The sequence below is a fragment of the Candidatus Limnocylindrales bacterium genome (genome assembly GCA_035559535.1).
GTDB lineage: Bacteria > Moduliflexota > Moduliflexia > Moduliflexales > JAUQPW01 > JAUQPW01.
The window spans coordinates 1-24,311 of record DATMBG010000003.1 but is presented as its reverse complement, the minus strand read 5'-3'; the positions used below and the strand labels follow the sequence as shown (position 1 = coordinate 24,311).

At 44.9% G+C, this 24,311-nt stretch carries 15 protein-coding genes; 6 read left to right on the top strand and 9 right to left on the bottom strand.

What is annotated here, in order from left to right; translation table 11 throughout:
- Positions 1–18: 18 nt before the first annotated feature.
- The 7 genes from VNM22_00605 to VNM22_00575 form a co-directional block, all read right to left on the bottom strand.
- On the bottom strand, positions 19–471 hold the full coding sequence (locus VNM22_00605) for an SUF system NifU family Fe-S cluster assembly protein (protein ID HWP45633.1): 453 nt from the start codon (positions 469–471) through the stop codon (positions 19–21).
- Between the two features lie 64 nt (positions 472–535).
- The gene (locus VNM22_00600; GenBank protein HWP45632.1) at positions 536–1,834 is read right to left on the bottom strand and encodes a cysteine desulfurase; all 1,299 of its coding nucleotides are present in this window, start codon (positions 1,832–1,834) and stop codon (positions 536–538) included.
- Positions 1,835–1,912: 78 nt separating this feature from the next.
- A complete protein-coding gene (gene sufD / locus VNM22_00595; GenBank protein ID HWP45631.1) occupies positions 1,913–3,280 on the bottom strand; it encodes a Fe-S cluster assembly protein SufD in 1,368 nt (455 codons plus the stop codon).
- A 110-nt stretch (positions 3,281–3,390) separates the two neighbouring features.
- A complete protein-coding gene (gene sufC, locus VNM22_00590) occupies positions 3,391–4,152 on the bottom strand; it encodes a Fe-S cluster assembly ATPase SufC (protein HWP45630.1) in 762 nt (253 codons plus the stop codon).
- Between the two features lie 84 nt (positions 4,153–4,236).
- Complete coding sequence (gene sufB / locus VNM22_00585) at positions 4,237–5,682, bottom strand: Fe-S cluster assembly protein SufB (GenBank protein ID HWP45629.1); 1,446 nt, start codon at positions 5,680–5,682, stop codon at positions 4,237–4,239.
- Between the two features lie 338 nt (positions 5,683–6,020).
- The gene (locus VNM22_00580; protein ID HWP45628.1) at positions 6,021–6,527 is read right to left on the bottom strand and encodes an Rrf2 family transcriptional regulator; all 507 of its coding nucleotides are present in this window, start codon (positions 6,525–6,527) and stop codon (positions 6,021–6,023) included.
- 102 nt (positions 6,528–6,629) lie between these two features.
- Complete coding sequence (locus tag VNM22_00575; GenBank protein ID HWP45627.1) at positions 6,630–7,613, bottom strand: DUF5050 domain-containing protein; 984 nt, start codon at positions 7,611–7,613, stop codon at positions 6,630–6,632.
- 259 nt (positions 7,614–7,872) lie between these two features.
- Here VNM22_00575 and VNM22_00570 point away from each other — a divergent pair, with 259 nt between their 5' ends.
- Complete coding sequence (locus tag VNM22_00570) at positions 7,873–10,218, top strand: PA14 domain-containing protein (protein HWP45626.1); 2,346 nt, start codon at positions 7,873–7,875, stop codon at positions 10,216–10,218.
- A gap of 6 nt (positions 10,219–10,224) precedes the next feature.
- Here the strand turns inward: VNM22_00570 and VNM22_00565 are convergent, their stop codons facing one another.
- Positions 10,225–11,403, bottom strand: a complete 1,179-nt coding sequence (locus VNM22_00565) for a GDSL-type esterase/lipase family protein (GenBank protein HWP45625.1) — start codon at positions 11,401–11,403, stop codon at positions 10,225–10,227.
- 443 nt (positions 11,404–11,846) lie between these two features.
- On the opposite strand from VNM22_00565, the gene VNM22_00560 reads away from it, so the two are divergent.
- From VNM22_00560 to VNM22_00545, 4 genes are all read left to right on the top strand, one after another.
- Complete coding sequence (locus VNM22_00560) at positions 11,847–13,844, top strand: PA14 domain-containing protein (protein HWP45624.1); 1,998 nt, start codon at positions 11,847–11,849, stop codon at positions 13,842–13,844.
- Positions 13,845–13,956: 112 nt separating this feature from the next.
- Positions 13,957–16,347 carry a PA14 domain-containing protein gene (locus tag VNM22_00555; protein HWP45623.1) on the top strand — a complete coding sequence of 797 codons (2,391 nt, stop codon included), beginning with the start codon at positions 13,957–13,959 and terminating at the stop codon, positions 16,345–16,347.
- 65 nt (positions 16,348–16,412) lie between these two features.
- Positions 16,413–18,965 carry a hypothetical protein gene (locus VNM22_00550; protein ID HWP45622.1) on the top strand — a complete coding sequence of 851 codons (2,553 nt, stop codon included), beginning with the start codon at positions 16,413–16,415 and terminating at the stop codon, positions 18,963–18,965.
- Positions 18,966–19,244: 279 nt separating this feature from the next.
- Positions 19,245–20,267 carry an SGNH/GDSL hydrolase family protein gene (locus tag VNM22_00545; protein ID HWP45621.1) on the top strand — a complete coding sequence of 341 codons (1,023 nt, stop codon included), beginning with the start codon at positions 19,245–19,247 and terminating at the stop codon, positions 20,265–20,267.
- 66 nt (positions 20,268–20,333) lie between these two features.
- Here VNM22_00545 and VNM22_00540 read toward each other — a convergent pair whose 3' ends face one another.
- Positions 20,334–22,073 (bottom strand): cellulase family glycosylhydrolase, encoded by a 1,740-nt coding sequence (locus tag VNM22_00540; GenBank protein ID HWP45620.1) that lies wholly within the window; start codon positions 22,071–22,073, stop codon positions 20,334–20,336.
- A 434-nt stretch (positions 22,074–22,507) separates the two neighbouring features.
- On the opposite strand from VNM22_00540, the gene VNM22_00535 reads away from it, so the two are divergent.
- On the top strand, positions 22,508–24,088 hold the full coding sequence (locus VNM22_00535; protein ID HWP45619.1) for an MFS transporter: 1,581 nt from the start codon (positions 22,508–22,510) through the stop codon (positions 24,086–24,088).
- The last annotated feature ends 223 nt before the right edge of the window (positions 24,089–24,311 follow it).

Sequence of the window (24,311 nt, the reverse complement as noted above, 5' to 3'; positions counted from 1 at the left end):
CTCAGTACTCAGTACTTATTATTCTGTTGATACCGTTTCACACCTCCCATTTAAGGCTGCGTGCATGGTATGCCAGGCAAGGGTTGCACATTTAACCCGAACCGGGAACTCGGAAACCCCTGCAAAGACTGCAAGTTTCCCCAACTCTTCCAGGTGATCGGTTGGGTCTAATTGGCCTGTAACCACTTCATGAAATCTCTGGAAAAGCCTCTCAGCTTCAGCTTTGGTTTTTCCCTTTAACACCGAGCTCATCAAGGAAGCTGAGGCCTTGGAGATAGCGCAACCTTCTCCTTCAAAACTCAGGTCTTTAATCACATCTTCCTCAAGCTGCATGTAGATGAAGTAGTGATCTCCACAAAGCGGATTATACCCTTCGACTTTCCGATTTGCTCCTTCTATTTTACGAAAATTGCGCGGATTTTTATTATGATCCAATATCACCTGCTGGTACAGTTCGCGCAGTTCGTCCATTAAAAAAAGAATTCAGGAGTCCGGAGTCAAAAGGATTGATCTTCTGACTCTGGACCCCTGAGTTCTAGGATCCGAATATTTCCTTAACCTTATAAATTCCCCTAACCAGGGCGTCGATATCCTCTTTTGTATTGTAAAAAGCCAGTGATGCTCGGGCAGTGGCCGGTATCCCAAAGCGTTGCATCACCGGCTGGGTACAGTGATGGCCGGTGCGGATGGCAATCCCTTCGGTATCTAAGATTGTACCCATATCATGGGGGTGTACGCCTTCCAGGACAAAGGACAAAACACTTGCTTTCTCCTTAGCCGTTCCGATAATACGTAAACCTTCGATTTCAGATAGGGCTTCTGTGGCATATTGAAGCAATTCGTGCTCATAAGCGGCGATGGTATCCAATCCAATTTTACTCACGTAATCAATGGCGACTCCAAGTCCGATACCCCCCTCGATATGGGGCGTACCTGCTTCAAATTTAGCCGGTAACGTGTTATAAGTCGTTTTCTCAAAGGTAACCGAAAGGATCATGTCACCACCACCCTGGTAGGGGGGCATGGCTTCCAGCAATCTTTCTTTGCCGTACAGGACACCAATACCCGTAGGGCCGAAGATTTTATGCCCTGAAAAGACATAGAAGTCACAATCCAGATCTTTTACATCTACCGGAATGTGTTGTACGGCCTGCGCTCCATCGATTAAAACCGGAATCCCGTAGTTATGGGCCATCTGGATAATTTGGCGAACGGGATTAATGGTACCTAAGGAGTTGGATATCTGAACGACCGAAACAAATTTTGTTCTTTCGTTTAGAAGCTTCTCGTACTCGTCGATCAACAATTCCCCTGCATCATTCATGGGAATAATCCGTAGTTTAGTCCCTTTTTCTTCACAGAGTATCTGCCAGGGAACAATATTGGAGTGGTGTTCCATGGCCGAAATGATGATTTCATCTCCCGGCTGTAGGTACTTTCTCCCGTAGCTGTTTACAACCAGATTGATTCCTTCGGTGGCACCGCGAACGAAAATAATCTCTCTATCCTTGGAAGCATTTATAAACCGTCTTATCCTGGACCGGGCCCCTTCATAGGCCTGGGTAGCCTTTTCACTCAGGAAATGAACACCTCGATGAACATTAGCATTTTCTTCCGTGTAATATTTCTGTATGGCCTCTATAACTACCCGGGGTTTCTGAGTGGTGGCTGCATTGTCGAGATAGACAAGGGGTTTACCATGGACTCGCTGTTTTAAAATAGGGAAGTCTTCCCTGATTTTTTCCACATCAAACCCTGTTCGGAACTGAGTCGAAGGTCGCGGAGTTAGCTGTTCGGTAATGTTTGGTGTGGTTAGGTTGTAACTGGCTTTCATCTTTTGTCCGTTGTCCGTTGTCCGTTGTCCGTTGCGACTCTTAGGGAGACAACGGACAACGGACAACGGACGATTCTTTTATTTTCCAAACCGGGATAATAACCTCCTGTCGATATCGGTTCGGATTGCTTCGAGCTTAATACGGCTGATGATATCACTGGCAAAAGCGTAGGTCAGAATTGTGCGAGCCATCTCTCGATCCACTCCCCGGGAACGGAGATAAAAGATGGGATCTTCTTCCAATTGGCCTATGGTAGCTCCATGACTACACTTTACATCATTGGCAAAAATTTCCAACTGAGGTTTTGTGTCGATTAAAGCTTCATCGGAGAGCAAAAGATTTTTGTTTGTTTGATGGGCGTTAGTTTTTTGCGCATCGGGTCGAACCAGGATCTTTCCGTTAAATACCCCCCTCGACTTTCCATCCAGTATGCCTTTGTATAATTCATTGCTGGTACAGTGAGGTCTTGCGTGATCGATCATGGTATGGTTATCCACATGCTGCCGACCGGTTACCACATAAAGGCCATTCAAAGTACATTCACCACCTTCTGCTTCGAACACAACAGTTATATTGTTTCGAACAAGTCTCCCCCCAAAGGATAACGCATGGGATGAAAAATTACTACTCCTTCCCTGACGCACCTGTATAGTCCCAATGTGGAAAGCCTCCAGACTCTCATCTTGAAGCTTATAATAATCTACCACCGCGTTTTCCCCCATCACAACTTCTGTAATGGTATTGGTAAAATAAGAACCAGAGGTAGGACTTACATAACTTTCGATCAAAGCCACCTGACTGTTTTTACCTGTGATGATGAGATTTCGAGGTTGAAAAAGGGGGGCCGTTTTATCTCCTGAGGTGGCCTCTGAATCGCCGATCCCGATGAATAACAGATGGATGGGGATTTCAACAATCACACCATCCGGAATATATACAAAAGCTCCGTCTCGAATAAAAGCCGTATTGAGTGCTGTAAATCCATTATCTTCATAAGAGTACGGAAATCCTACTCCTACCGATAAATACCTGGCCAGAGTCGTGGGATCCTTTTCGATGGCTGTAGCCAGGCTTCCTATTTGAACCCCCTTTGCAAGGGGATGCAGGTGCGAAAGCTCCTGGGAATAGTAACCATTTACAAAAACAATTCGATGGTATCCGGCCTCTTCCAGCGTGAAAGGTTGAATGTCCTGGGTAGTCAAGGGAGGTAACCCGCGAGTCGCTTCTGCCTCTGCAAAGGTCGGTTTGAAGGTACGCTCGACAATAGGAGAAACATCCGTGTATTTCCACTCTTCATCGTGAACAGTGGGAAAACCAAGTTCAACAAATCGAGAAATAGCCGTCTTACGAATCTTATGAATCGGTGACGCCTGATCTCCGTTGAGATTCTTCTCAAATGCCTGGAAGTTTGAAAGGTACCATTGTTGATTCTCGGTAACTCGCATTTTAAAAGTGCCTGAAGTGTTTAAAGTTTTTAAGTGCCTGAAGCGTCTTTTAAGCGCCTGAAGGATCCAAACTAATTGTTAATTCAGGTCGCTCCAGACCCTTCAGGTTTTTAACTACGAACGGTCTCAACTTCTTCTTTAATCCAATCGTATCCCTTTTCTTCAAGTTCTAGAGCCAGTTCTTTTCCACCCGATTTAATAATACGTCCATCAAATAGAACGTGGACATAGTCAGGAATCACATAATTTAACAATCGCTGATAATGGGTTACCAGAATAATCGCATTATCCTTACTTCTGAGTTTGTTGATACCGTTAGCTACAATTTTGAGGGCATCGATATCCAATCCGGAGTCTGTTTCATCTAGTATAGCCAGTTTAGGTTCCAATATAGCCATCTGGAATATTTCGTTACGCTTCTTTTCGCCTCCTGAGAAGCCTTCATTAACCGGGCGATTCAGAAAACCTGGATCCATTTCAACAATCTTTAATTTTTGTTTTGCCAGGGTAAGGAACTCCATGGCATCCAACTCTTCGAGGCCTTTATGCTTTCGGATGGCATTGAGTGCAGCTTTCAGGAAATAGCTGTTGCTAATTCCTGGAATTTCAATAGGATATTGAAATGCAAGGAAAATCCCTTCCCGAGCCCGCTCCTCGGGAGGCATCTTCAGCAAATCTTTTCCTTCATAAAGGACCTCTCCATGGGTTACCCGGTAGGTCTCACGTCCTGCCAGGACCTGGGCCAGGGTACTTTTTCCCGAGCCGTTTGGACCCATAATCGCATGGACTTCTCCGGCATGGACTTCCAGATTGATTCCTTTGAGAATTTCTTTATCCTCGACAGCTACTCGCAGATCACGTATTTTTAACATTCTTTCTCAGCGTTCAAGGGTCAGAAGCCGGAGGTTAGAAGAGTAAAAATCCGGCTTCTGACTGCCGACTTCTGAATTCCAAAGCTAACCGACACTTCCTTCAAGACTTAACGCCAGGAGTTTCTGGGCTTCCACTGCAAATTCCATGGGTAAATGGCGAAACACCTCTTTACAGTATCCGTTGACGATCAAATTCACTGCATCTTCTGTAGAGAGGCCCCGCTGATTACAGTAAAAGAGTTGATCTTCCCCAATCTTTGAGGTGGTCGCTTCATGTTCTAACCGCGCCGAATTATTTCTTACTTCGATATATGGAAAGGTATGGGCCCCGCACTTGTCTCCAATTAATAAAGAGTCACACTGGGAATAATTCCGGGCTCCTGAAGCATTTTTCATAATTTTAATCAAACCTCGATAAGTGTTATTCCCATGACCCGCCGAGATTCCTTTGGAAATGACGGTACTGCGGGTATTCTTTCCAATGTGAATCATCTTGGTACCTGTATCCGCCTGCTGATAATTATTGGTGAGGGCCACCGAGTAGAATTCACCTACGGAATTATCTCCCTTTAAGATTACACTGGGGTACTTCCAGGTAATGGCCGAACCGGTCTCCACCTGCGTCCAGGAAATTTTAGAGTTGTCTCCCAGGCATAGACCCCGTTTGGTTACAAAATTATAAATTCCTCCCTTACCGTCTTTATCACCCGGGTACCAGTTCTGGACGGTGGAATATTTGATTTCTGCATTCTTATGGGCAATTAATTCCACCACCGCTGCATGTAATTGATTCTCATCCCGCATGGGAGCTGTACAACCCTCTAAATAGGATACATACGCTCCTTCCTCGGCAATGATAAGGGTACGCTCAAATTGACCGGTTTCTGAAGCATTGATGCGGAAGTAAGTCGATAACTCCATGGGACAGCGTACTCCCTTGGGGATGTAACAGAAGGACCCATCACTGAAAACAGCCGAATTCAATGCCGCGAAGAAGTTATCTGTATACGGCACTACAGAGCCGAGATATCTCTGAACCAGATCCGGATAATTTTGAACCGCTTCGGAAAAGGAACAGAAAATAATCCCTAACTCCGCAAGTTTTTCCTTATAGGTAGTTGCCACCGAGACGCTATCAAAAACCGCATCAACGGCCACACCGCTCAGTCGCTTTTGCTCTTCCAGCGGGATACCTAACCTCTCAAAGGTACGTAACAGCTCGGGATCTACTTCTTCGAGGCTGTTCCACTTAGGTCTCCGTTTCGGAGCCGCATAATAAATAATGTCCTGATAATCAATGGGCGGATAGTGAACATTGGCCCACTTCGGCTCTTTCATGGTCAGCCAGTGTCGATAAGCCTTTAACCGCCACTCCAGCAGGAAATCCGGTTCCTTCTTTTTGGAAGAGATTAAACGAATAATGTCCTCATTCAATCCCTTAGGAACAGTCTCCTCCTCGATTTCTGTTACAAATCCATATTTATATTCCTGGCTCGTTAAAGTTTCCAGGGTGCTCGTCTCATTATTCATAACTTTTTATCCCTTCTTCGTTGCCCGTGGTTTTCGGTTTTTTCACCTTATTTAAAGTGTAGGCTCTTAAACCCGGACAACGGACTGATTAGTATCCGGAAAAACTTACTGGCATTCTTACAAATCCAATAAATATGACGTCTTCTCTCGGAAGAGAACCTCTTATACCTGACAATTTTGTCAGGTATAGAATCAAAAAAAATAAATCTTGCATTTTTAATCTGGAAACCACTTCACAGACAGTTTCCAAGCAACTTTAGCTATTTTCCATAGCCCAATAATTAAAATGGGTGGTCTTAAGCTCTTCGTCAAGCCCTTTTTGTGAAAAATCTTCGGTATTAACCGGAACCCTCACTGATCTGAATCAGCTCTTGCTGAGGTTCCATTGCCCTATTCAGGAATTCTTTTCCTTTTTCTTCTCTCATGAGGTGCGCCAGCGTGATATGACCAAATACAGTGTAGATATATTTCATGAGGGAATACCATACGGGACGAATACCACACTGTTTCACGTGGGTACATTCCTCAAGCTTTCCGGGGAATTGCTTACAGAGATCCAATTCGCCGGTTTCATGGTAGAAAAAAGAGTCTTCGTCCAGAGCCTGTAAGACATCTATCATCAGGATATTTTCGGGACTTTTAGTCAGTGTATAACCCCCGTTAACCCCTCGAATACTTTCAACCAAACCTGCCCGTCGTAGGAGAATCAGAAGTTTCGTTACATAATCTGTGGAAAGACCTTCCTTCTCGGCAATTTCAGTGACCGATACCGGCTCACCGGGAGGATAATGGGCCAGTTGCAGAATACAACGCAACCCATATTCTTCTTGTGCCGTGATTTTCATAATAAACCTCGTTTCTCGTTTACATATAAAAACGTTGCGAGGTATAAACGTCTCCCTTAAGTTAATCTATTAAATCCTGACCGCTCTGTCAAGTTTTTTCGTCTATTTCCAATCGGGGTGGTTATTGACGCTCCTATCGTTGGTGAGTTGAACGGGGTTACTTCCATCCACATTGACGATAAAAAGATTCCAGTCGGCGTTTTTTTTGTCGGTTGTATTGGCATAAACAATTTTGGTTCCGTCTGGAGACCAAGAAGGATGATAATCATAATTCGGATCGGTGGTGACCCGGGTTTTATTGCTCCCGTCGGGATCCATAATCCAGATGTCTCCTTTTCCATCCCCTTCCGTGGAGACATAGGCTATTTTTTTACTATCCGGAGAAAAATGAGGTCTGCAACTTCCACTGGCGTTGGTGAGTTGTTTTTCATTGCTACCATCGGCATTCATCACATGGACCTGCCATCCCATAAGCCTTTTAGATGTGAAAGCAACTTTAGAGCCGTCAGGAGACCAGTTTGCCAAAATATTCTCTTTCCAGGGACTTTCTACCTTATAAGGTCTCTTATTGGTTCCATCACTGTTCATGATATAAATACCCCAACGAGAAGTCTCCTTGGAATCAAAGAGAATCTGCTTGCCGTCGGGAGACCAGGTCGGAGAAGCATAATCGGTCTTATTATCAGTCAGTCGGGTCTGATTGCTTCCATCTGCATTCATGACATAGACATTCCAATGTCCATCCCGGTTTGAAACAAAAAGGATTTTACTCCGATCCGGTGACCAGGTGGGATATTCATCCTCGGCCTTATTAAAGGTGAGCTGTTTTAATCCGCTTCCATCCGGATTGATGACAAAGATTTCAAAATCCCCATCTCGATTGGATTGGAAGACAATCTTACCTGGCAGATGCCCCTGGTTGTTCGGAGAGGGTTGATTAGATACAGGCTGGACAACCTGAGGAGTAGCCTCCTGAACCGAAGCCCCTTTTTTGGACGACTTATGAGGAGATGAGGTTTGATCCCGGCATCCTATGATAAGAAGGGAGATTAAAATAAATATCGGAAGGAACCAACACTGTTTCATTTCCAAAATAACTTACACGCAATTCTATCCATAAGTTGTTTACACTTACATAGAATTACGGGCAAATTTTCTTTCTCCTGAAATGAGGAGATTTTGAAGCAAATAAAGCCAACAACACTTTATGTTTAGTGCTTAAATTTTCCCTTGTCAACGTTAAAAAGACCGGGTTCCCAAATTTAGTTGACTTTTGGATGAAAAATGGGAGAGGATAGGGGAGGAAGAAAAAGGTTGTGAATTTCTACGAAAAAGATACCTTGCTATGAGATCTATTCCGCATCTAACGAAACATTCAGCCTTCCTTCTCGGGTGTCTAGTCCTTCTATCCTTGGGAGCCTATGGATTAGACCGACACCTTGTAATTTCCCAGGGATTAAAGGGTAGCTATTATCCTAATCCAAACTGGCGGGGAGAACCTCTGTGGGTGACCCTGGATTCAGAAATTTCTACCGATTTACTCAGGATGCGCCGGAAAAAATTCCCCGAGAATCGATTCAGTGTTCTCTGGACGGGATTTATCATTATTGAGAAGACCGGGGAGTATGCCTTTACCATTGCCTCGGATGATGGTTCTTCCCTGTCTATAAATAACCAACTCGTGGTGGATAATGGAGGTACCCATGGCCTGGAAACGGCTACCGGACATATCTATCTGGAAGCCGGAGTTTATCCGATTCAGCTGAAATATTTTCAGGCCGGAGGTTCCTATGGGCTGGCTCTTTCCTGGGCTCAAGGGAACCAACCTTTAAAACGTCTTCCTTCATCGATTTTGTCGCCCCAACCGGTGAATTATGGAAATTACAAGCTCCGTCAAAGACTGAATACCGTTGGGTTTCTTCTTAAACTGGTTTGGGCAGGAGTCTTAGGTTATCTGATCTTCTCTTCGGATCGATGGTTAAAGCTTTTTAAATCCCTGGGGATTAAAGTGAGAAGATTTTATGCCAGGACCCATCCCGATTATCCTCCTTATTATCCCATCCCCTTACGTCAGGGACTCTTTGCCATGGTTTTTTTTCTGTTTTTGACGGTTTTTCACACCTGGCCTTTGGTGGCAAATCCGGCCCGATGGTCCCGTAACAATAACCTGGATACGGTACATATTACCTGGACCCTGTGTTGGATTGCCCATAGTCTGACCCGGGATCCCCTTCACCTCTTCCATGCAAACATTTTTTACCCTGAACCCTACGCTCTGGCCTTCTCCGATCCGTTTCTCGTTCCTGGTCTTCTGGCCGTACCCTTACGGGAATTTGGAGCTTCTCCGGTTCTTACCTATAACGTGCTCTTACTTTTAGGATTTTTTCTGACCGCCCTGGCGATGTATGGGCTGGTAGTGAGGTTCACAGGAGATCACCTAGCAGGTCTTTTGGGAGGCTCACTTCTGGCCTTTAACGCCCATACCTTGACACGATTACCACATCTTCAAGCCCATTATGCCTTTTGGCTTCCATGGGCTCTTTTGACCCTGGACCGGTTGATCCTCCATCGACGCCTGAAAGATTCCATCCAGTTAGGATGCCTGGTGGCCCTTTTGTGCCTGACTTCGGGTTACCTGGGGGTCTTTGCCATTTTTGCCGTAGGCATTGGGCTGATGATACGGATCGACGAATGGTGGGGAAGTTCTATAGCTCCCGTTCTCTCCCGTATGGGCCTAGCCACCCTGATTACTGCGGTAATCGTCCTACCCTTATTGGCACCCTACTGGGTCGTTCATCGGAGTCCAGAGATGATCCGCCCGCTCGATGCTGTAACCTCTGCTTCCTTAACTTCTTATGTGGCTGCTGTCGGAAGATTGCATTATGCTATCTGGAGTCACCGTTTATCTTCCCTTCAGGAAACGTTATTCCCGGGTATTCTTGCGGTGGGACTCTCTGTTATCAAGCTAGTCAATGGACGATGCGCTCTGCGCAACGGACGGGTCCGTATGTTCATAGGTATTGGAATAATGGGTTTTCTCTTATCTTTTGGTCCTGCCACACCTGTCTATACCTGGCTTTATCAATTCTTTCCACCCTTATGGGGAATTCGAGCGACTTCCCGGTTTGGATATCTGTTCTTACTGGCCTTAGCCGCCCTTGCAAGTTACGGCCTTATCCGGCTCAGACGACGATTTGCCGGACGTCGCTGGATAACCTTCCTGGCTTTTGGACTTGTAATCGCGGTCAATATAGAAGCTCTTCGCGCCCCCATGAATTATGTTTCCTTTGAAGGAATTCCGGAAATTTATCAATATATTGCCCGGGATCCAGGACCTGCCGTAGTTGCCGAAATACCCTTCTACCCTATCTCGCAGGCCGCGGATAACGCCCCTTATATGCTAGCTTCAACCCTGCACTGGAAACCCCTTGTCAACGGGTATAGTAGCTTCTTCCCCTCCTCCTACAGACGGTATTCTAAAATACTCCCGGACTTTCCATCGGAAGCTGCTATTGAAGAGCTACAACGGATAGGAGTTACCTATGTGGTCGTCCATCCGACCCGCTATTACGATCCCTCCAAGGCAGAAGCAGTCCTTGCGACCCTGGCCCATCGACCTGAATTCATACAGGTAGCCACGGGATCAGATGGAACCGTACTCTACCGATTACACCCGCCTGGTAACCCTTGATAAAGCCTAGGGTTTTATTTTCTCTGCAAAAATTCGATCGTAGAGAGCTTCTGCCAGGATTCTATGCCCGATAACATTGGGGTGACAGGTATCACTGGTGACATACCACAAACGTCTGTTCCTAAGGGATTCCTCCCCGAATAAGTCCTTATAGTGCCGAGCAAGCTCCGGATAGTGCTTTCCTTCCTGAACCTCGGGAATACTTTGGATCAACACATGCATGCCGTCTATCATTGGAACGTTCTTGCTTTGAGCAACCTTTCGCATAATATCCAGATAACTCTTTGGGCAGCAAAGTCCCAGAAGAACCGTTTCAATACCTTTTTCCCTTCCTGTATCGATCAGGTATTCTAAATTTTTTTGGTATTCCAGAAAGGTCACAAAGGGCTCCACAGGACCCTTTGGGTTTTGGCTATGCAGGGCATCGAAGGGATTGTAGAAGGAGAGAAGGATTTTCCGCATCAATTTATACGTGGAGAAGTTTCTTAAAAATCCCTGCAGATCTTCCATCCAGGGATTAAGCTTCAAAAACTTCTTGGCCCTTTGAGGGACAGGCTTTCCATCATTGGCCCCAAAGCTGAGAATCATCATATCGGGAGAATATTTTAAGGCATAGTGTTGAAAAGCAGCCATCCCATGATCCGTGGTATAGCCCGGTATTCCCAGGTTAATAATCTCATATCGGGTGGAATTCTGAACAGAATTTAACTTATCCTCTAAAAATCTTGAAAACCTTTCATCTTGATTGACTCCCCACCCGAACGTACTGGAATCTCCCAGGAGAACAATTCGATAGACATTTTTCTCCTTGTGAATGGGAATCTCTTCAGTTCGAAACCCCTCAGAGTTAGATTTCATAAACACTTTAATCCCCTTTTCCAGTTCTATCCGATTTACCGTGTTGGTCACATAAGCAGAGACCCGGGGCTTCATCTTATAGTGGACGTAGGAGGCTTCTTCAAAATAATTCAACCAGTCCGCAGACTCTACAGAAAGGGTATTATCCAGAATTTGTCTGTAAATTCCTTCCGCGGCAAAAAAATTGATATCGTTGGAGGCCCAAACGGGTACCTCAACCTGAAAGTTCTTACTTTTAACTACGTCGGTATTGATTCCTGAAAATCTGATAAGGGCCTCCAGCAGGGCGAAAAAGACGAAGGGAATCCCCATAGTTAAAAAAACCATCTCGCCCGTTTTCCTCCAAAAACTTCCTTTTTTCATAAAACTTATTTTACCGCTCCCCTATCCGGTATCCGGGTTTTAGATAAGATTCCATTTTCTGTTGACATCCCGATTTCTTTCGATAATATCTTCGGTGCTATAGATATTATTAGAATAAAGCGAACTTACTGGAATGGGCAACCGGATTATACCCTAAAAAAGCAGGAAATGACCCTCTCACAGTGAGTTTTTTACTTAAAACGTGTAATTTTGGGGTGGAATTTCCAGGGTCTACGTAATTTACCGTTTTATCGGTTCCCCTTTTTTTAATGGATTTAAATTCAACCGGATCTGGCCGGGAAAAGTCTCTGGGGTTCATGACCAGATGATAAATACCGAAACCGATGACAATTTTTCCTCCTTCCATAAAGCCAGGGAAACCTGGGATCTTCCTCCTAGGCTGTTTGATGATTCTGTCTTTGGGGGCCTATGGGTTGAATCGATATTTTCAAATTCCCCATGGACTGGAGGGAAAGTACTACGCTAACCCGAATTGGGAGGGAGATCCTGAGTTTGTAGCCCTTGACCCGGAAATTTCTCAAGATGTACTCCGAGAGCGTCAGACAAGATTTCCAGGGAATCAATTCAGTATCGAGTGGAGAGGGTTTATAGCCATCCAGGAGACCGGAGAATATAGTTTTGCAACCCAGTCCGATGATGGTTCTTCACTTTATATAAACGACCGGCCCGTTGTAGATAATGGAGGGGTTCATGGATTAAAAATGGCCAGAGGGCAGATTTCTGTGAAGGCCGGAATTTATCCGATTCGAATCCGATATTTTCAAGTCGGAGGGAATTATGGGCTGGTCCTTCTATGGGCTCGAGGAGACCAATCTCTGGAACCTCTTCCTTCCTCCTTCCTATTACCCCCCTCGGTCCGTCCCCGAGATTATCTCTTCAAACAGAGATTAGACGCTGCTATAAACCTTCTTGTGTTGATCTGGTCAGGAGTCTTCCTGTATGTCCTCCACCTGGCCCGGCAAAAAACGTCGGCTTTAGGTATAATTATAGGGGTTGGAATAACCGCCCGGTTTACTATGACCCTGGGTACTTACGGGATTCTATGGCCGGATTCCATTATCTATTATAATACGGCCCGTGCCATCCTGAGTCAGTTCAGTCTTTCTCCTCATCTGATTTACCACACTCCCCTGTACCCGTTATTTTTGGCGCTGTTTTTATATTTCGGTGAGACCCCGAAAATAGGGACCCTCGTTATCATAGCCCAGCGCATCTTGGGGCTCCTTTCGATCATTTTCTTTTATAAAATTGCAAAAAAAATCTTTGATTCCACCGTCGCTTTTTATAGCAGCCTGCTCTTCAGCCTGTATACCCTCCTGTTATATTATGAAACCGTTGTTCAAACCGAAGTACTGTTTATTTTTTTCTTAAGTTTATGGCTGTATGCCACTTTAAAGATTCTGGAGAAAAACTCCTGGAAAGGATATTTTCTCATGGGGATTTTATACGGTCTACTTGCTTTGACCCGACCCGTAGCTCAGTTTTTTATCTTAAGTTTGCCGCTGGTCCTCTGGTTTAAAGCCGGAAGAATTAGAAGGATAATATTCCCGTCTGTTCTGGCTTTCGCCACCTATCTTGCCGTTATTTCTCCCTGGATGTTCATCAATCATAGGACTTATGGGTTTTGGGGTCTCAGTAGAGGTCAGGGTCTGGGGCTTTTTTACAGGGTGCTGGATCTGGATGGCCTGCGACCTGTAGAGAACACGCGTTACCCCCTTATAAAACGAATCTATGAAGAAGAACGTTTAAGAAACAAGGTTGTTTATTATGAGGTAAAAAATCGATTAACTTTCAAACTCGGATACTCAGAACTTGAGGCCGATAAAGCTCTGTTCTCCTTTGCGTTAGAAACCCTCCGGGCACATCCTTACCAATTTATCCTTAATACTTTCAAGCAATTCTATGAAATGCTTACAGTTCCAGAGTACAGTATCCATATCTGTCTGGCCAACCATGTTCCTAATTTGTGTTGTAAATGGACAAGGGGATTCTCCGTGGGTGCTTTTCCCAATACCCCTACTGATCATTTCCCCTCTATAAAGTGGGGGATTCATTATTTTTTTACAAAAGGGGCTATGAGCATGAAGGTAGTTTTGATATTTTGTTTACTGGGGATTATTTTTTACTTTTCCCGTAGACCGGATTCCAGGACTTATGCAATTCTGTTGTTGATGACTGTAGGTTACTTTACCCTGATGCCATCGGTTTTTAATAGTCCAGAAGATAGATATCGGCTTCCCATCGATGCGCTTTTATTTATGTTTGCCGTTGAAGGCGTATATAGACTGGTCCGGTATCTGCAAGGACTTAAAGCCTTTTTAAAGGTTCGGATCGGAGATAAATCAAAGACTGTTGTTGAGAGTCATTGGGGTAAATCCTATTGATTTCCATCCGAACCAGGAAGGTCATAGGGTCTTTGCCGAAGAAATTTTTAAAACCCTTGTCACCGAAAAATGGGTGAATCTTTAAAAAATTGGGGGGAAAAGAAGAAAATCTATGCCTTTTAATGTCCAAAAAGTTTTTTTTCTTCTAAGAAACCGAGGACTTCTGGCCCTGGCCTTTTCCATGACCCTGATTTTGTCTTTTTTCTGGTTTCTGCCCCCTCGAGGCTTAACGGCCTGCTATTATAGCAATTCGGGATGGAAAGGAGAACCCATCTTTTCTCAACGTGAGGATCATATCGGCTTAACTACAGTCCGACAAAGGCAGGAAACTTTCCCTCAAACCGGTTTTAGCATCGTCTGGACTGGATGGATCCGGATAGATCGGGAAGGAGAGTATACCTTTTCTACACGATCCGATGATGGCTCTTTTATTTTTATTGATAATACTCTGGTAGTCGATAACGGAGGGGTTCATCCGCCCAAAGTAGCCTCTGGAAAAATCTCTTTAAATCGAGGCTTTCATCGCATCGATATTAAGTATTTTCAGGAAAGGGGAGACTATAAGCTGCTGGTACACTGGACAGAGCCCGGGGGAAGGGAGATGGAAATTCCCCCGGATATTCTCTATTCTCGTCCCCCCTTTCAAGGAGCCGGGTTTCTGCTCCGTCACTTAGGCGTTCTTTATACCCTCTCCTGGTTTTTTCTTCTCTGGATGATTACAGACAGGGAAGTCCTGGGGGAGAAAGGGCGCCTGGTTTTAACCCTTGTGCCGATTTTGATTCTTCCCGTTTTCTGGTTTTGGCCTCCGCGAGGCTTAACGGCCAGTTATTATGATAACCCAGAATGGAGGGGCCAACCGGTCTTTTCCAGACGTGAAAAATCCATCAACCTGGAAAAAATGGATTCTCTACAGGGAATCCTCCCCTCCCGAAACTTCAGTATCCTCTGGGAGGGATGGATCGAAATAGATCGGGAAGGTGAATATACCTTTTCCACCATATCCGATGATGGCTCTTTCCTTTACATCGATGATAGCCACGTTGTAGAGAATGGGGGATATCACGTTGCCAGGAAAGCCTCAGGAAAAATCTTTCTAACCCGGGGGCTGCATCAAATTAAAATTGGCTATTTTCAGGGTGGTGGAGAATATGAATTATTTGTACTCTGGGCCGGGAAGGAAGGGGTGGAAACCCACCTCCCTCCGGATCTTCTCTATCCCCGACCTCTACCCGAAGGAATAGAATTTTTGGTCCGAAATTTAAAGGGTCTCTATGCCCTGGCCTGGTTGTGTTTTCTCGGGGTCGTGATACACAGGGAAGTCGTCAGGGAGAGGGGAAGGAAGGCTCAGGTTTTAAAAAGGTATGTCCAGAACATTTCCCTTTCCCTGGCGGCGATTCTAGTTTTTGTCCTCGTAGCGGAAGGAACCATTCGATTGATTTTATATCTTCGGGAAAATAGAAAGGACCTCCAACTGCGCCTGAAGGAGTCCAAAGAAGCTGATTTTAATACTAATTCCCAGACCTATAACTTGAAAGGCATCGTCCAGGCCAGTCCCTATGAAGGTATCATTTACGAATTAAAGCCTTTGCTATCGGGTTACTTCATGCAAGTCCCCCTGACTACCAACTCACAAGGATTGAGGGATTTCGAATATAGTGAGCAAAAAAAGGAGAATACTTTCAGAATCGTGGGACTCGGGGATTCTTCCCTCTTCGGCTGGGGAGTAAAACTTGAAGATACTTCCTTGAAGGTCCTGGAGCGATACCTGAATCAAAATTCTTCTTCCGTCCGGTATGAGGTCATTAACTTTTCCGTTCCGGGCTACAATACGGCTATGGAAGTGGAAGTGTTTATCCAAAAATGCTTAAAATATTCCCCGGATCTGGTCCTCATGAATTTCAATACTAATGATTATGATATTCCAAACTTCATGAAGCTCCCCGAGGATTACTCCAGGCTAAGAAAATCTTACCTGTTCGACTTTATCTATTCCCGATATCAGATTTTGCGGGGGAATCCAGAAAAAGAACTTCTTCCCTTTGTCTATGAAGGGAGAACCCTTTCCCGGGAGGAAGCAGACCATCTGGATGAGGATCCGGCTTTACCCGAAGAATATCGATCTATGGTCGGTACCAAAGGATATATAAGGGCTATGAACAAATTAGGAGAGGTGGCCAGAGCTCATAAAATTCCGGTGGTTCAGTTTGCCGTGATTTCTTATCCCGGTTTGCCGGAAGATCCCCTTTACCGGCCTAATTCTTTTAAAGAACTTCAATTAAACTTAATTACCCGTTTAAGTCAGGAAAACGGCTTTTTCTTTTTAAATACCTATCCCTATTATGTGGAATATGCTAAAACACATCTGGATCAACTCCCTGGGCTCTTTTGGGTCTCCAGTCAAGATCATCATCCCAATGCTGTTGCCCATAAAATCGACGCCGAAGCCCTCTATCATTTTCTGATAGAACATAAACTGGTTCCCCTGGATATTTCCGAAAAGTAAGGCCGGAAACTCCGGAGCCAATAACTTTAACAGAAAATAAACGGCTCAAAAGGTAGAGAGGAGAAATGAAACTTTTTTCCCGTACAATTTTTTTGAAACTTATTAACGTCCTTATTATTCTCGAATTCCTGGGCTTACTGATCCTCTGTTTTATCGGTCCTATCAATTTTAAATTTGCCTGGTTTAAGCTTAAGTTGTCCCACTACGACAGACCTCTTTTGATAATTACCGGGCTGTGGCTCCTCAAACAGATTATCACCCATTTTTCTTTCCCAGGACTTCAGAAAATAGTCTCTAACCGGCCGTTTAATTATTACGCGGGAATAGGGATCCTTTCGGCGGCGACCCTTCTGCTGGAAATTACCATGACGCGCATCTTTACGGTGCTTTTTTTTAATCACTTTGCCTTTCTGATTATCAGTACCGCTCTGTTTGGCTTTGGCCTCAGCGGAGTATTTTTATCTATCTTTCCCTTTGTCTACACCCGCCATCTGGGTAAATCCCTGACCGGCTTATCCTTAGCATTTGGAATAAGTACCCTCTTGACCTTAAAAATCATCGTTACCGTTCCTTTAAAATTCGGCGCTCTTTTCAATGAACCGATTCAGTTTTTCTACTTAACGGTTTATTATGTGGCTCTGGGAATTCCTTTCTTTTTCTCAGGCATGGTCATGGCTTTACTCCTTTCCAGCCTACCTAAACAGGTCAATGCCCTGTATTTTTATGATCTGTTGGGAGCCGGTTTAGGATGTTTTATAATTGTACTCCTGATCCCGAAACTGGGAGGATCTGGGACGGCTATTTTTGCCGCCATCATGGGTTTTGTAAGTGCTATTTTTTTCAGTTTTTATACTCATCCAAGGTTTTTTTATGTCTGCCTTTTTTTCTTGATGATTGGCGGGATCGCCCTTCTTCGGGCGGATACTTATTTTAAAATTCAAATCCATGAAGGTAAAAGAACCTTCAAATTCGATGTAGAGGCCGGTAGAATTGAATTTACCCGATGGAGTGCCGTATCCCGGATAGATGTGGCCGATATGTCTCCCTACAAAATTATATGGATTAACGGGGGGGCCAACACGGCTTTCATGGCTCCTTTCCGTATGGGTGCTCCTTTACCTCCCCCCTCCATATGGGCCCCGGTGGTTTACCGCCTTAAGAAAAACTTTGATATTCTTATCGTGGGACCTGCCGGAGGCGTTGAGGTATTACAGGCCCTTTCTTATTCTCCCCATTCTATTATCGGCGTAGAATTGGATCCTATTATCACCCATATCGTGCAAAATGAATATAAACAATTCATCGGGGGTATCTTTAACCTGCCCCAGGTAACCCTTATTAACGATGAAGGAAGGAGTTATGTCAGTCGGAGCAAGGAGAAGTTCGATATCGTCCAACAGGTGAATAATGCTTCTCCCATCGCCATTGCTTCAGGGGCTTTAAATCTCTCGGAGAGTTATCTGATTACCGTGGAAGCCTTCCACCAATACCTGGATCACCTTAAAGAGGAGGGGTGGATTTACATCCGTCGTCACGGTACGATCCGATTGGCTGCAGTGGCTGCCCAGGCTCTTCGAGAAAGGGGTATCCAAAATCCGGAGGATTATGTGGTCGTCCTTTATGAAGGGGCTCCCATCAGCCAGGGTTTCTACCTGAAGAAAAGCCCTATTACCTCCGAGGAGCTGGAAGTATTCCGCTGGTATCTCTCAAACTTACCCACCTATCGCTTCCTCTACAGCCCTGAAACTAAAAATGAGGAGAATATTTATTATCACGTTCTATCCAGGGAAAAGGGATGGCAAGACTATTGGGATCTGGGTTTTAACCTCTCCCCTTCAACGGATGACAGGCCTTTTTTTAATCACTTTAAGAGGTTTGCTTTCTTTAAGTCGCTGGAAAATATTCCTCCCCAGTTCGAGGATATCCGTCCGTCTGGAAATTATATCGATTCCGATAAGATACTTTTGGTCATTCTGGCTGAAGCAGCCGGTTTATCTACGGTTTTTATTATTTTACCTCTTTATTTGTTCCATAGAACTGGACTTAGAACCAAAGACAAGGGTAAGTTTCTTATCTACTTTTTTTCATTGGGTTTAGGTTTTATTCTGATAGAAATAAGCCTGATTCAGAAGTTTACCTTGTTTATCGGTTATCCTGCTTATTCCATCACAGTGGTGTTGTTCTCTATTCTTGCTTCTGCAGGGACCGGGAGTTATCTTTCCAAAAAATTTGTTACAAACCTCCGTCAGGCTATGGTTTTTATTATCCTGGGTCTGAGTGTAGGGGTCCTTCTTGAGCTTCTGTTCACCCCGCTGATTTTCAGTACTTTTCTTGGGCAGTCTTTGAGTATTCGAATTCTGATTTCGATGGTATTGATTGCCCCCTTAGGAGTGTTGATGGGAATGCCATTTCCACTGGGAATCCGGTTGGTAGATCAGGTAGCTCCGAAACTGATTCCCTGGGTTTGGGGGATTAACGGTTATTCGACGGTTATCGGTTCCGTCCTGTGTGTAATTCTTGCCCTCTTATTGGGCTTTAAATTCGTGCTGATGCTGGCCGGTATGATTTATTTAGTGGGTCTCAAAGCCCTTCTGGCCGTCGAGGTTGAAAATAACTAGCCGCCTTCTGGTTCCTTTCAGATAATTTCGGTCTACCCTTTCCTTTCAAAAGCCTTCCTCTTTAGAGATCATTTCAGGAAGAATTCTAAAACCTGAAACAATCTTATTTTGTATAAGACCTTATAATAAGGCAACTTAAAGAAATATAAAAAAATTTTAAAAAGAAAAATTTTAGGTAAAATTTATTTTTTTCATTGACACTTTCCGGGAAGGATCCTATTCTTTTCTTTACTTGTTCCTGTACTTTCCTGAATGCGGATGGTCGAGGATACTTTTTTTATGAAATCTTTTCTCTTTTCTCTCAAAAGACCTGTCCAGAATATGTTACTCTTGCTGGGTAGTATTGTAGTCTTTCTTCTAAGCGTAGAAGGCATCTTCCGACTTCTGGGAATTGCCCGGGTGGAACCTTACTCGGATCGAGACTGGTACAACCAGCATGTTCAACTCAACTCCAAAGGGTTTCGAGATTATGAACATACTGAGGAAAAGCCACCCGGAACCTTTCGAATCCTGGGAATAGGAGATTCCTATACTTTCGGGGTTCGGGTGAATTTTGAGGATATTTATTTGACCCGATTAGAACGCATATTGAACGAGCAGTATCCTTCGAGACGCTATGAGGTCATCAACCTGGGAGTACCCGGCTATGGTACGGTGGAAGAATTGCGTCTACTCCAGAAGAAAGGTCTTCTCTATCATCCTGATCTTGTGATCGTGGGATATGTCTTAAACGATGCGGAGCATCCCCTGTCGGAACATCTTTATAAGAAAAAGGTTCAGGCACTGGTGGCGACGGAGCCTGATTACTCTAAGAAATTGAGGGAAATCTCTGAATTTTATCGCTACGTTTACTTTCTCTATTTCTGGGGAATCAAAGGAAGGGATCTAGACCGCGATGGTTATTTAGCATCCCTCTATTCAGAAGAGACCAATCCCTATTTACACGATGTCAAAAAAGCTCTGGCTCAAATGATCCAGTTGGTTAAACAACAAAATGGTCAGGTATTGGTCGTTTTATTTCCTATTTTTAGCCCGGACCCTCGGGAAGAAGAGCGATTCGCTCAAGCCCGGCGCATTGTCCAAACCACCTGCTTGCATCAGGGAGCTTTTTTCCTGGATATGTATCCCTTTTTCCGGGATACTTTAAAAAGCGGGAAAGCCAAGCGTTATTGGGCTACACCCTTCGATGCCCACCCCAATAAAGAAGCCCATGCCCTCATTGCAGAGCAAATTTTTAAAATCATAGTCGACGAAAAACTCATAACAGGCGATGGGCAGTGGGCGGTGGACAATGAGCCGTAAATAGCGGCCAAGAGACTGTAACTTTTCACCCCTGGCCTGCCCGTATCCTTCAGTCCGGTTAAAAGATTAAACGAAAAGACTCAGGGTAACCGGTTGAATGGGGATTGCCAGAGGCTTCAGCATGTTGGCTAAAGGCTCATACAAATCTTTAAATTCAATTCCAAACCCCTGGGAAATGACCGCGTTGGCCACATTAAACATGGAATTTTTTTGAGCATCGTAATTCTCTTTACATCCATCGGTAGATAAAATAGCAGGCTTACCATAAGCCTTTAGTCGGTCCAGGGCACTCTGATTGAGGATTTTGAAATCTCCCGTGGTCCATTCGTTGGCATGACTGGTCGTGATGTCTACCCCGGAATACCTGAAGATCTGATCTGAGACCGGAACATTCACATCGGTGCTGGCCGATACAAGAACCGAAGGATTTTCAGACTTGATTACGTCCACAACCCAATTATGCCAGCTGGCCCCACCCCATCCGTTATACTCATTGCAAACCTCAAAGATAATATTTTTCAGGTCCCGAAGGGAATTGACCATATATCGCAGGTACTTCTCTTGGAGGGTTTTGACCGTCAGATTCGGATTGTAAAATTCGGGTCGCCCATCTTTAGGATTCGAAATAGGTGCTTTCAAGGCATTGTTGGGATGCCAGGGATGCTTTGTCCAGGTCATTCCATCCCCAAAATCGTAGAGGGCTACATTATCAAACAGATCCAGTTGAACGATAATTCCACGGCTACCAAAGGTACTTATCAGGTTCCTGAGATTGTCCATGTAAGTTGAATCAAACTGATTGAGATCAAATTTACTCCCTACCCTTTTCCAGGGAAAAAGAGAACTGGTCCAGGTATCGATACAAAAGGTCCGGGTAAGATTGGCATTATATTGGACCAGTAAATCGGCGAACTCCTGACAACTTTTTCCTTTACAGGGATTCCAGGGATGGATTTGCATGTTGGTCCACATATACGTAGACCAACCGGTCACCGTTAATTTTTGTGAACCATTATAAAGTGAAGTCCCCTGGGTCTTAAGATCGTAAATATAGGTGCTCCGGGTAGAGGGACGAACCATCTTCAGGAGTTCCTCATCGGAGGGAAGATCCCTATTTACATCGGTAATAATGGCCGGGTCAATGATACAGATCAGTTTGATGGCCATATAGGTATAACCCATATAAAGCAACCGAAATTCCAGTTGAGATTCGGTTGAAGGAGGTCGAAAGGGAAGGACCAAACGGATATGCTTCTGGGCTTCGGCAAAATCTTTTCGGGTCATAACCCGTTTGGCGATGACCCGACTGGCATCCTGGGTTACATCTAAGCTGCAGACATAGGCATCATCAAAGGTGTTGTTATCCACCGTGACACTGAATACAGCCGCTAAATCCTGGACGGGAAAGTTCTTTTCGTACTGACCGAAAATCAAAAACCCGGGAATCGTGGTTGCACGAACGGCCCGTCCGTTTGCATCTATAAAGGCATGGGGATGGTTAGATGGATATTGAAGGGCATCATAAACCCTTAAAACTCCTTTGGGAAGATTCAATCCAGAAACGGCCTCACGCTTTTTAACAACTTTCTTCCCGGCCTCCCCCTGGGGAGTTTTAATCGACGGGGAAGTTTTATGGGAAGACGATCCGGAAGCAGATCGGGCCATGGGCCTGACCTCTTTACGGGAGTCGGATTTCTCCGGCTTTACCCCCTGTGAGACCTTTGAAGAGGCCTTTATTTCTTTTTTAGATTTTAACGTAGCCGTGGAGAAAACTGTTTTCTGATTCTTGTTTGTTTTAGGTTTCATGGAGAAAACCTCCTGTCTGGATAGGCATTCAACCCTTCCCTGAGGACCTCTGTTTACATTAAGAATCCGAAGAATAGTCCAGGGATTTTTACTAACGTTAGTTAATTAGTGGGTTATGAATTAACAAAAGTCAAGAAAAAAATGAATAATTTTATAAAATTTTTTTACCGGAGCCGAAGCAGGAAGAAGGATCTTTTCAGGCGAACCTTGGGCTTATCCTTACTCCCGGCAATGGGGACCAAAGCCTGAAACAGAGCGAAGAGGACAAAACCACCTCCCTCATCGTACGAGATGGCTTCGCTTTCATAGCCACTGGTCAGGACCTGTTTAACTTGAAAAAGCAGAATATCTCTTTTTTAGGAGTTCTTCAGGGAACCTTTTGGAGAGTTGAGAAGTCTTATATTTTATAAAGTAAAGAAGGTAAGGTTATAACGATGTCTATTCCAGATAGGTCGAATCTGCAGCTTGATTCCTTCTACCGATGGCGTGTGCTTGCCTGGTCATGGTATGATTGGGCTGATCATGCCTATATTACCACCATTGCTTCGACTTTTTTTCCACCCTATTTTGTTACCATTGCCGCTCCAGCTTTTATGGTCACAGATCCGACTGTGAAGGAAGAAACGGCTAAGGCCATAGCTCGAAGTACTGCTTCTAACCTTTATGCCTTTACCGTATCGGTTTCCCTCCTGGTAGCCGCCCTCCTTGCTCCCCTGGCAGGTACCTATGCCGACATCACCGGACAACGGAAGCGGCTTTTGATTATAATTACCCTGGTGGGCGGCGTGTTAGCATCTGCGATGTTTACAATAACCGCGAATTTGTGGTACTTAGGGTTGATATTGTACTTTACCACGCAGGTCGCCTTAAACATTGCATTGGGTTTAAATAGTAGTTTACTTCCCCATATAGCGCACCCGGATGACATGAATCGAGCCTCTAGTTTGGGATATGCCATGGGGTATATGGGTGGTGGTACATCCCTGGCCCTCTGCACGGTGCTTTTCTTGTTTTCAGATCATTGGGGAATCAGCCAGGGATTAGCCATACGTCTGGCATTTCTATCGGTAGGTATTTGGTGGATGATATTTATGATTCCCATCCTGCGCGGGGTACCTGAGCCGCCGGCTACACCTTTAATCTCCAGTAATAAGGGTTATCCTTTCCACGATACCCTGATTCGGCTCTCCCATACTTTGCGGGACATCCGACATTATCGTGAGCTATTCAAGATGCTGATCGCATTCTGGTTCTATATGGAAGGGATTGGTGCGATTATCCTCTTAGCAACCGCGTATGGTGCAGCCCTGGGACTTGACACCACCATTCTTATTAGTACCCTACTACTTACGCAATTTGTGGCCTTTCCCTATGCGCTGATGTATGGGCGCATTCCCGATCCAGCCAGTAAATGGAGGAGTACTTTCGTTTCAATGCTGATTTGGACAGGTATTACCTTCCCCCTCATGGGCATTTATGTAAATAGAAAAGATCCTGTCTCCCTTCCTTTCACCTTTGCACTCATGATAGGTAATCAAGCCCTGGGGGCATTATTTTCTGTTTTGGTCGGGCGCCATCTACTGGCAGGCTTTACCCACCAACTGGATACAAAACGAGCTGTTATCCTGGGACTGACCCTCTATATCCTTATCCCGGTTTGGGGGTTTTTTCTTCACAACCCGGCCGAATTCTTTATGCTGGGCTGGCTGGTAGGTACCTTGCAGGGTGGTATTCAGGCCCTTAGTCGAACCATCTACACCCGTCTGTCTCCGCGTGCCAAATCCGGAGAGTTTTTTGGACTGTACAGTTTGAGTGAGAAATTTGCCGGGATTTTAGGACCTTTACTCTATAGTATCGTTGGGGAATTAACCCACAACCCCCGGGTAAGTGTCATTTCCATCTCGGTTTTCTTCTTGATAGGTATTTATCTGTTAAGGCAGGTAGACGAAATTCAAGGTGCCCAAATTGCTGCCGCTGAAGAAGCCATCATTCAGGTAACCAGGGCAGCAGGTTAAGGATAGGGATTCGACTCCAGAGGAGACAAAGTTTATTCTATACCAGGTCCGTATGGGAAGGTAGTATAAAGGATTTCCTCCACCCCTCCCTCAGAGGCTTTCAAGGGTGGGTTTTTTCTCACCAACCCCTTTACCCCCTTCCCGACCCAGGAAAGGGTGCTGGCCTGGGTCTCAACTCTCCCCTCACCCCCTATCCCCCTCTCCTGTGTAGGGGCGGGAGGGC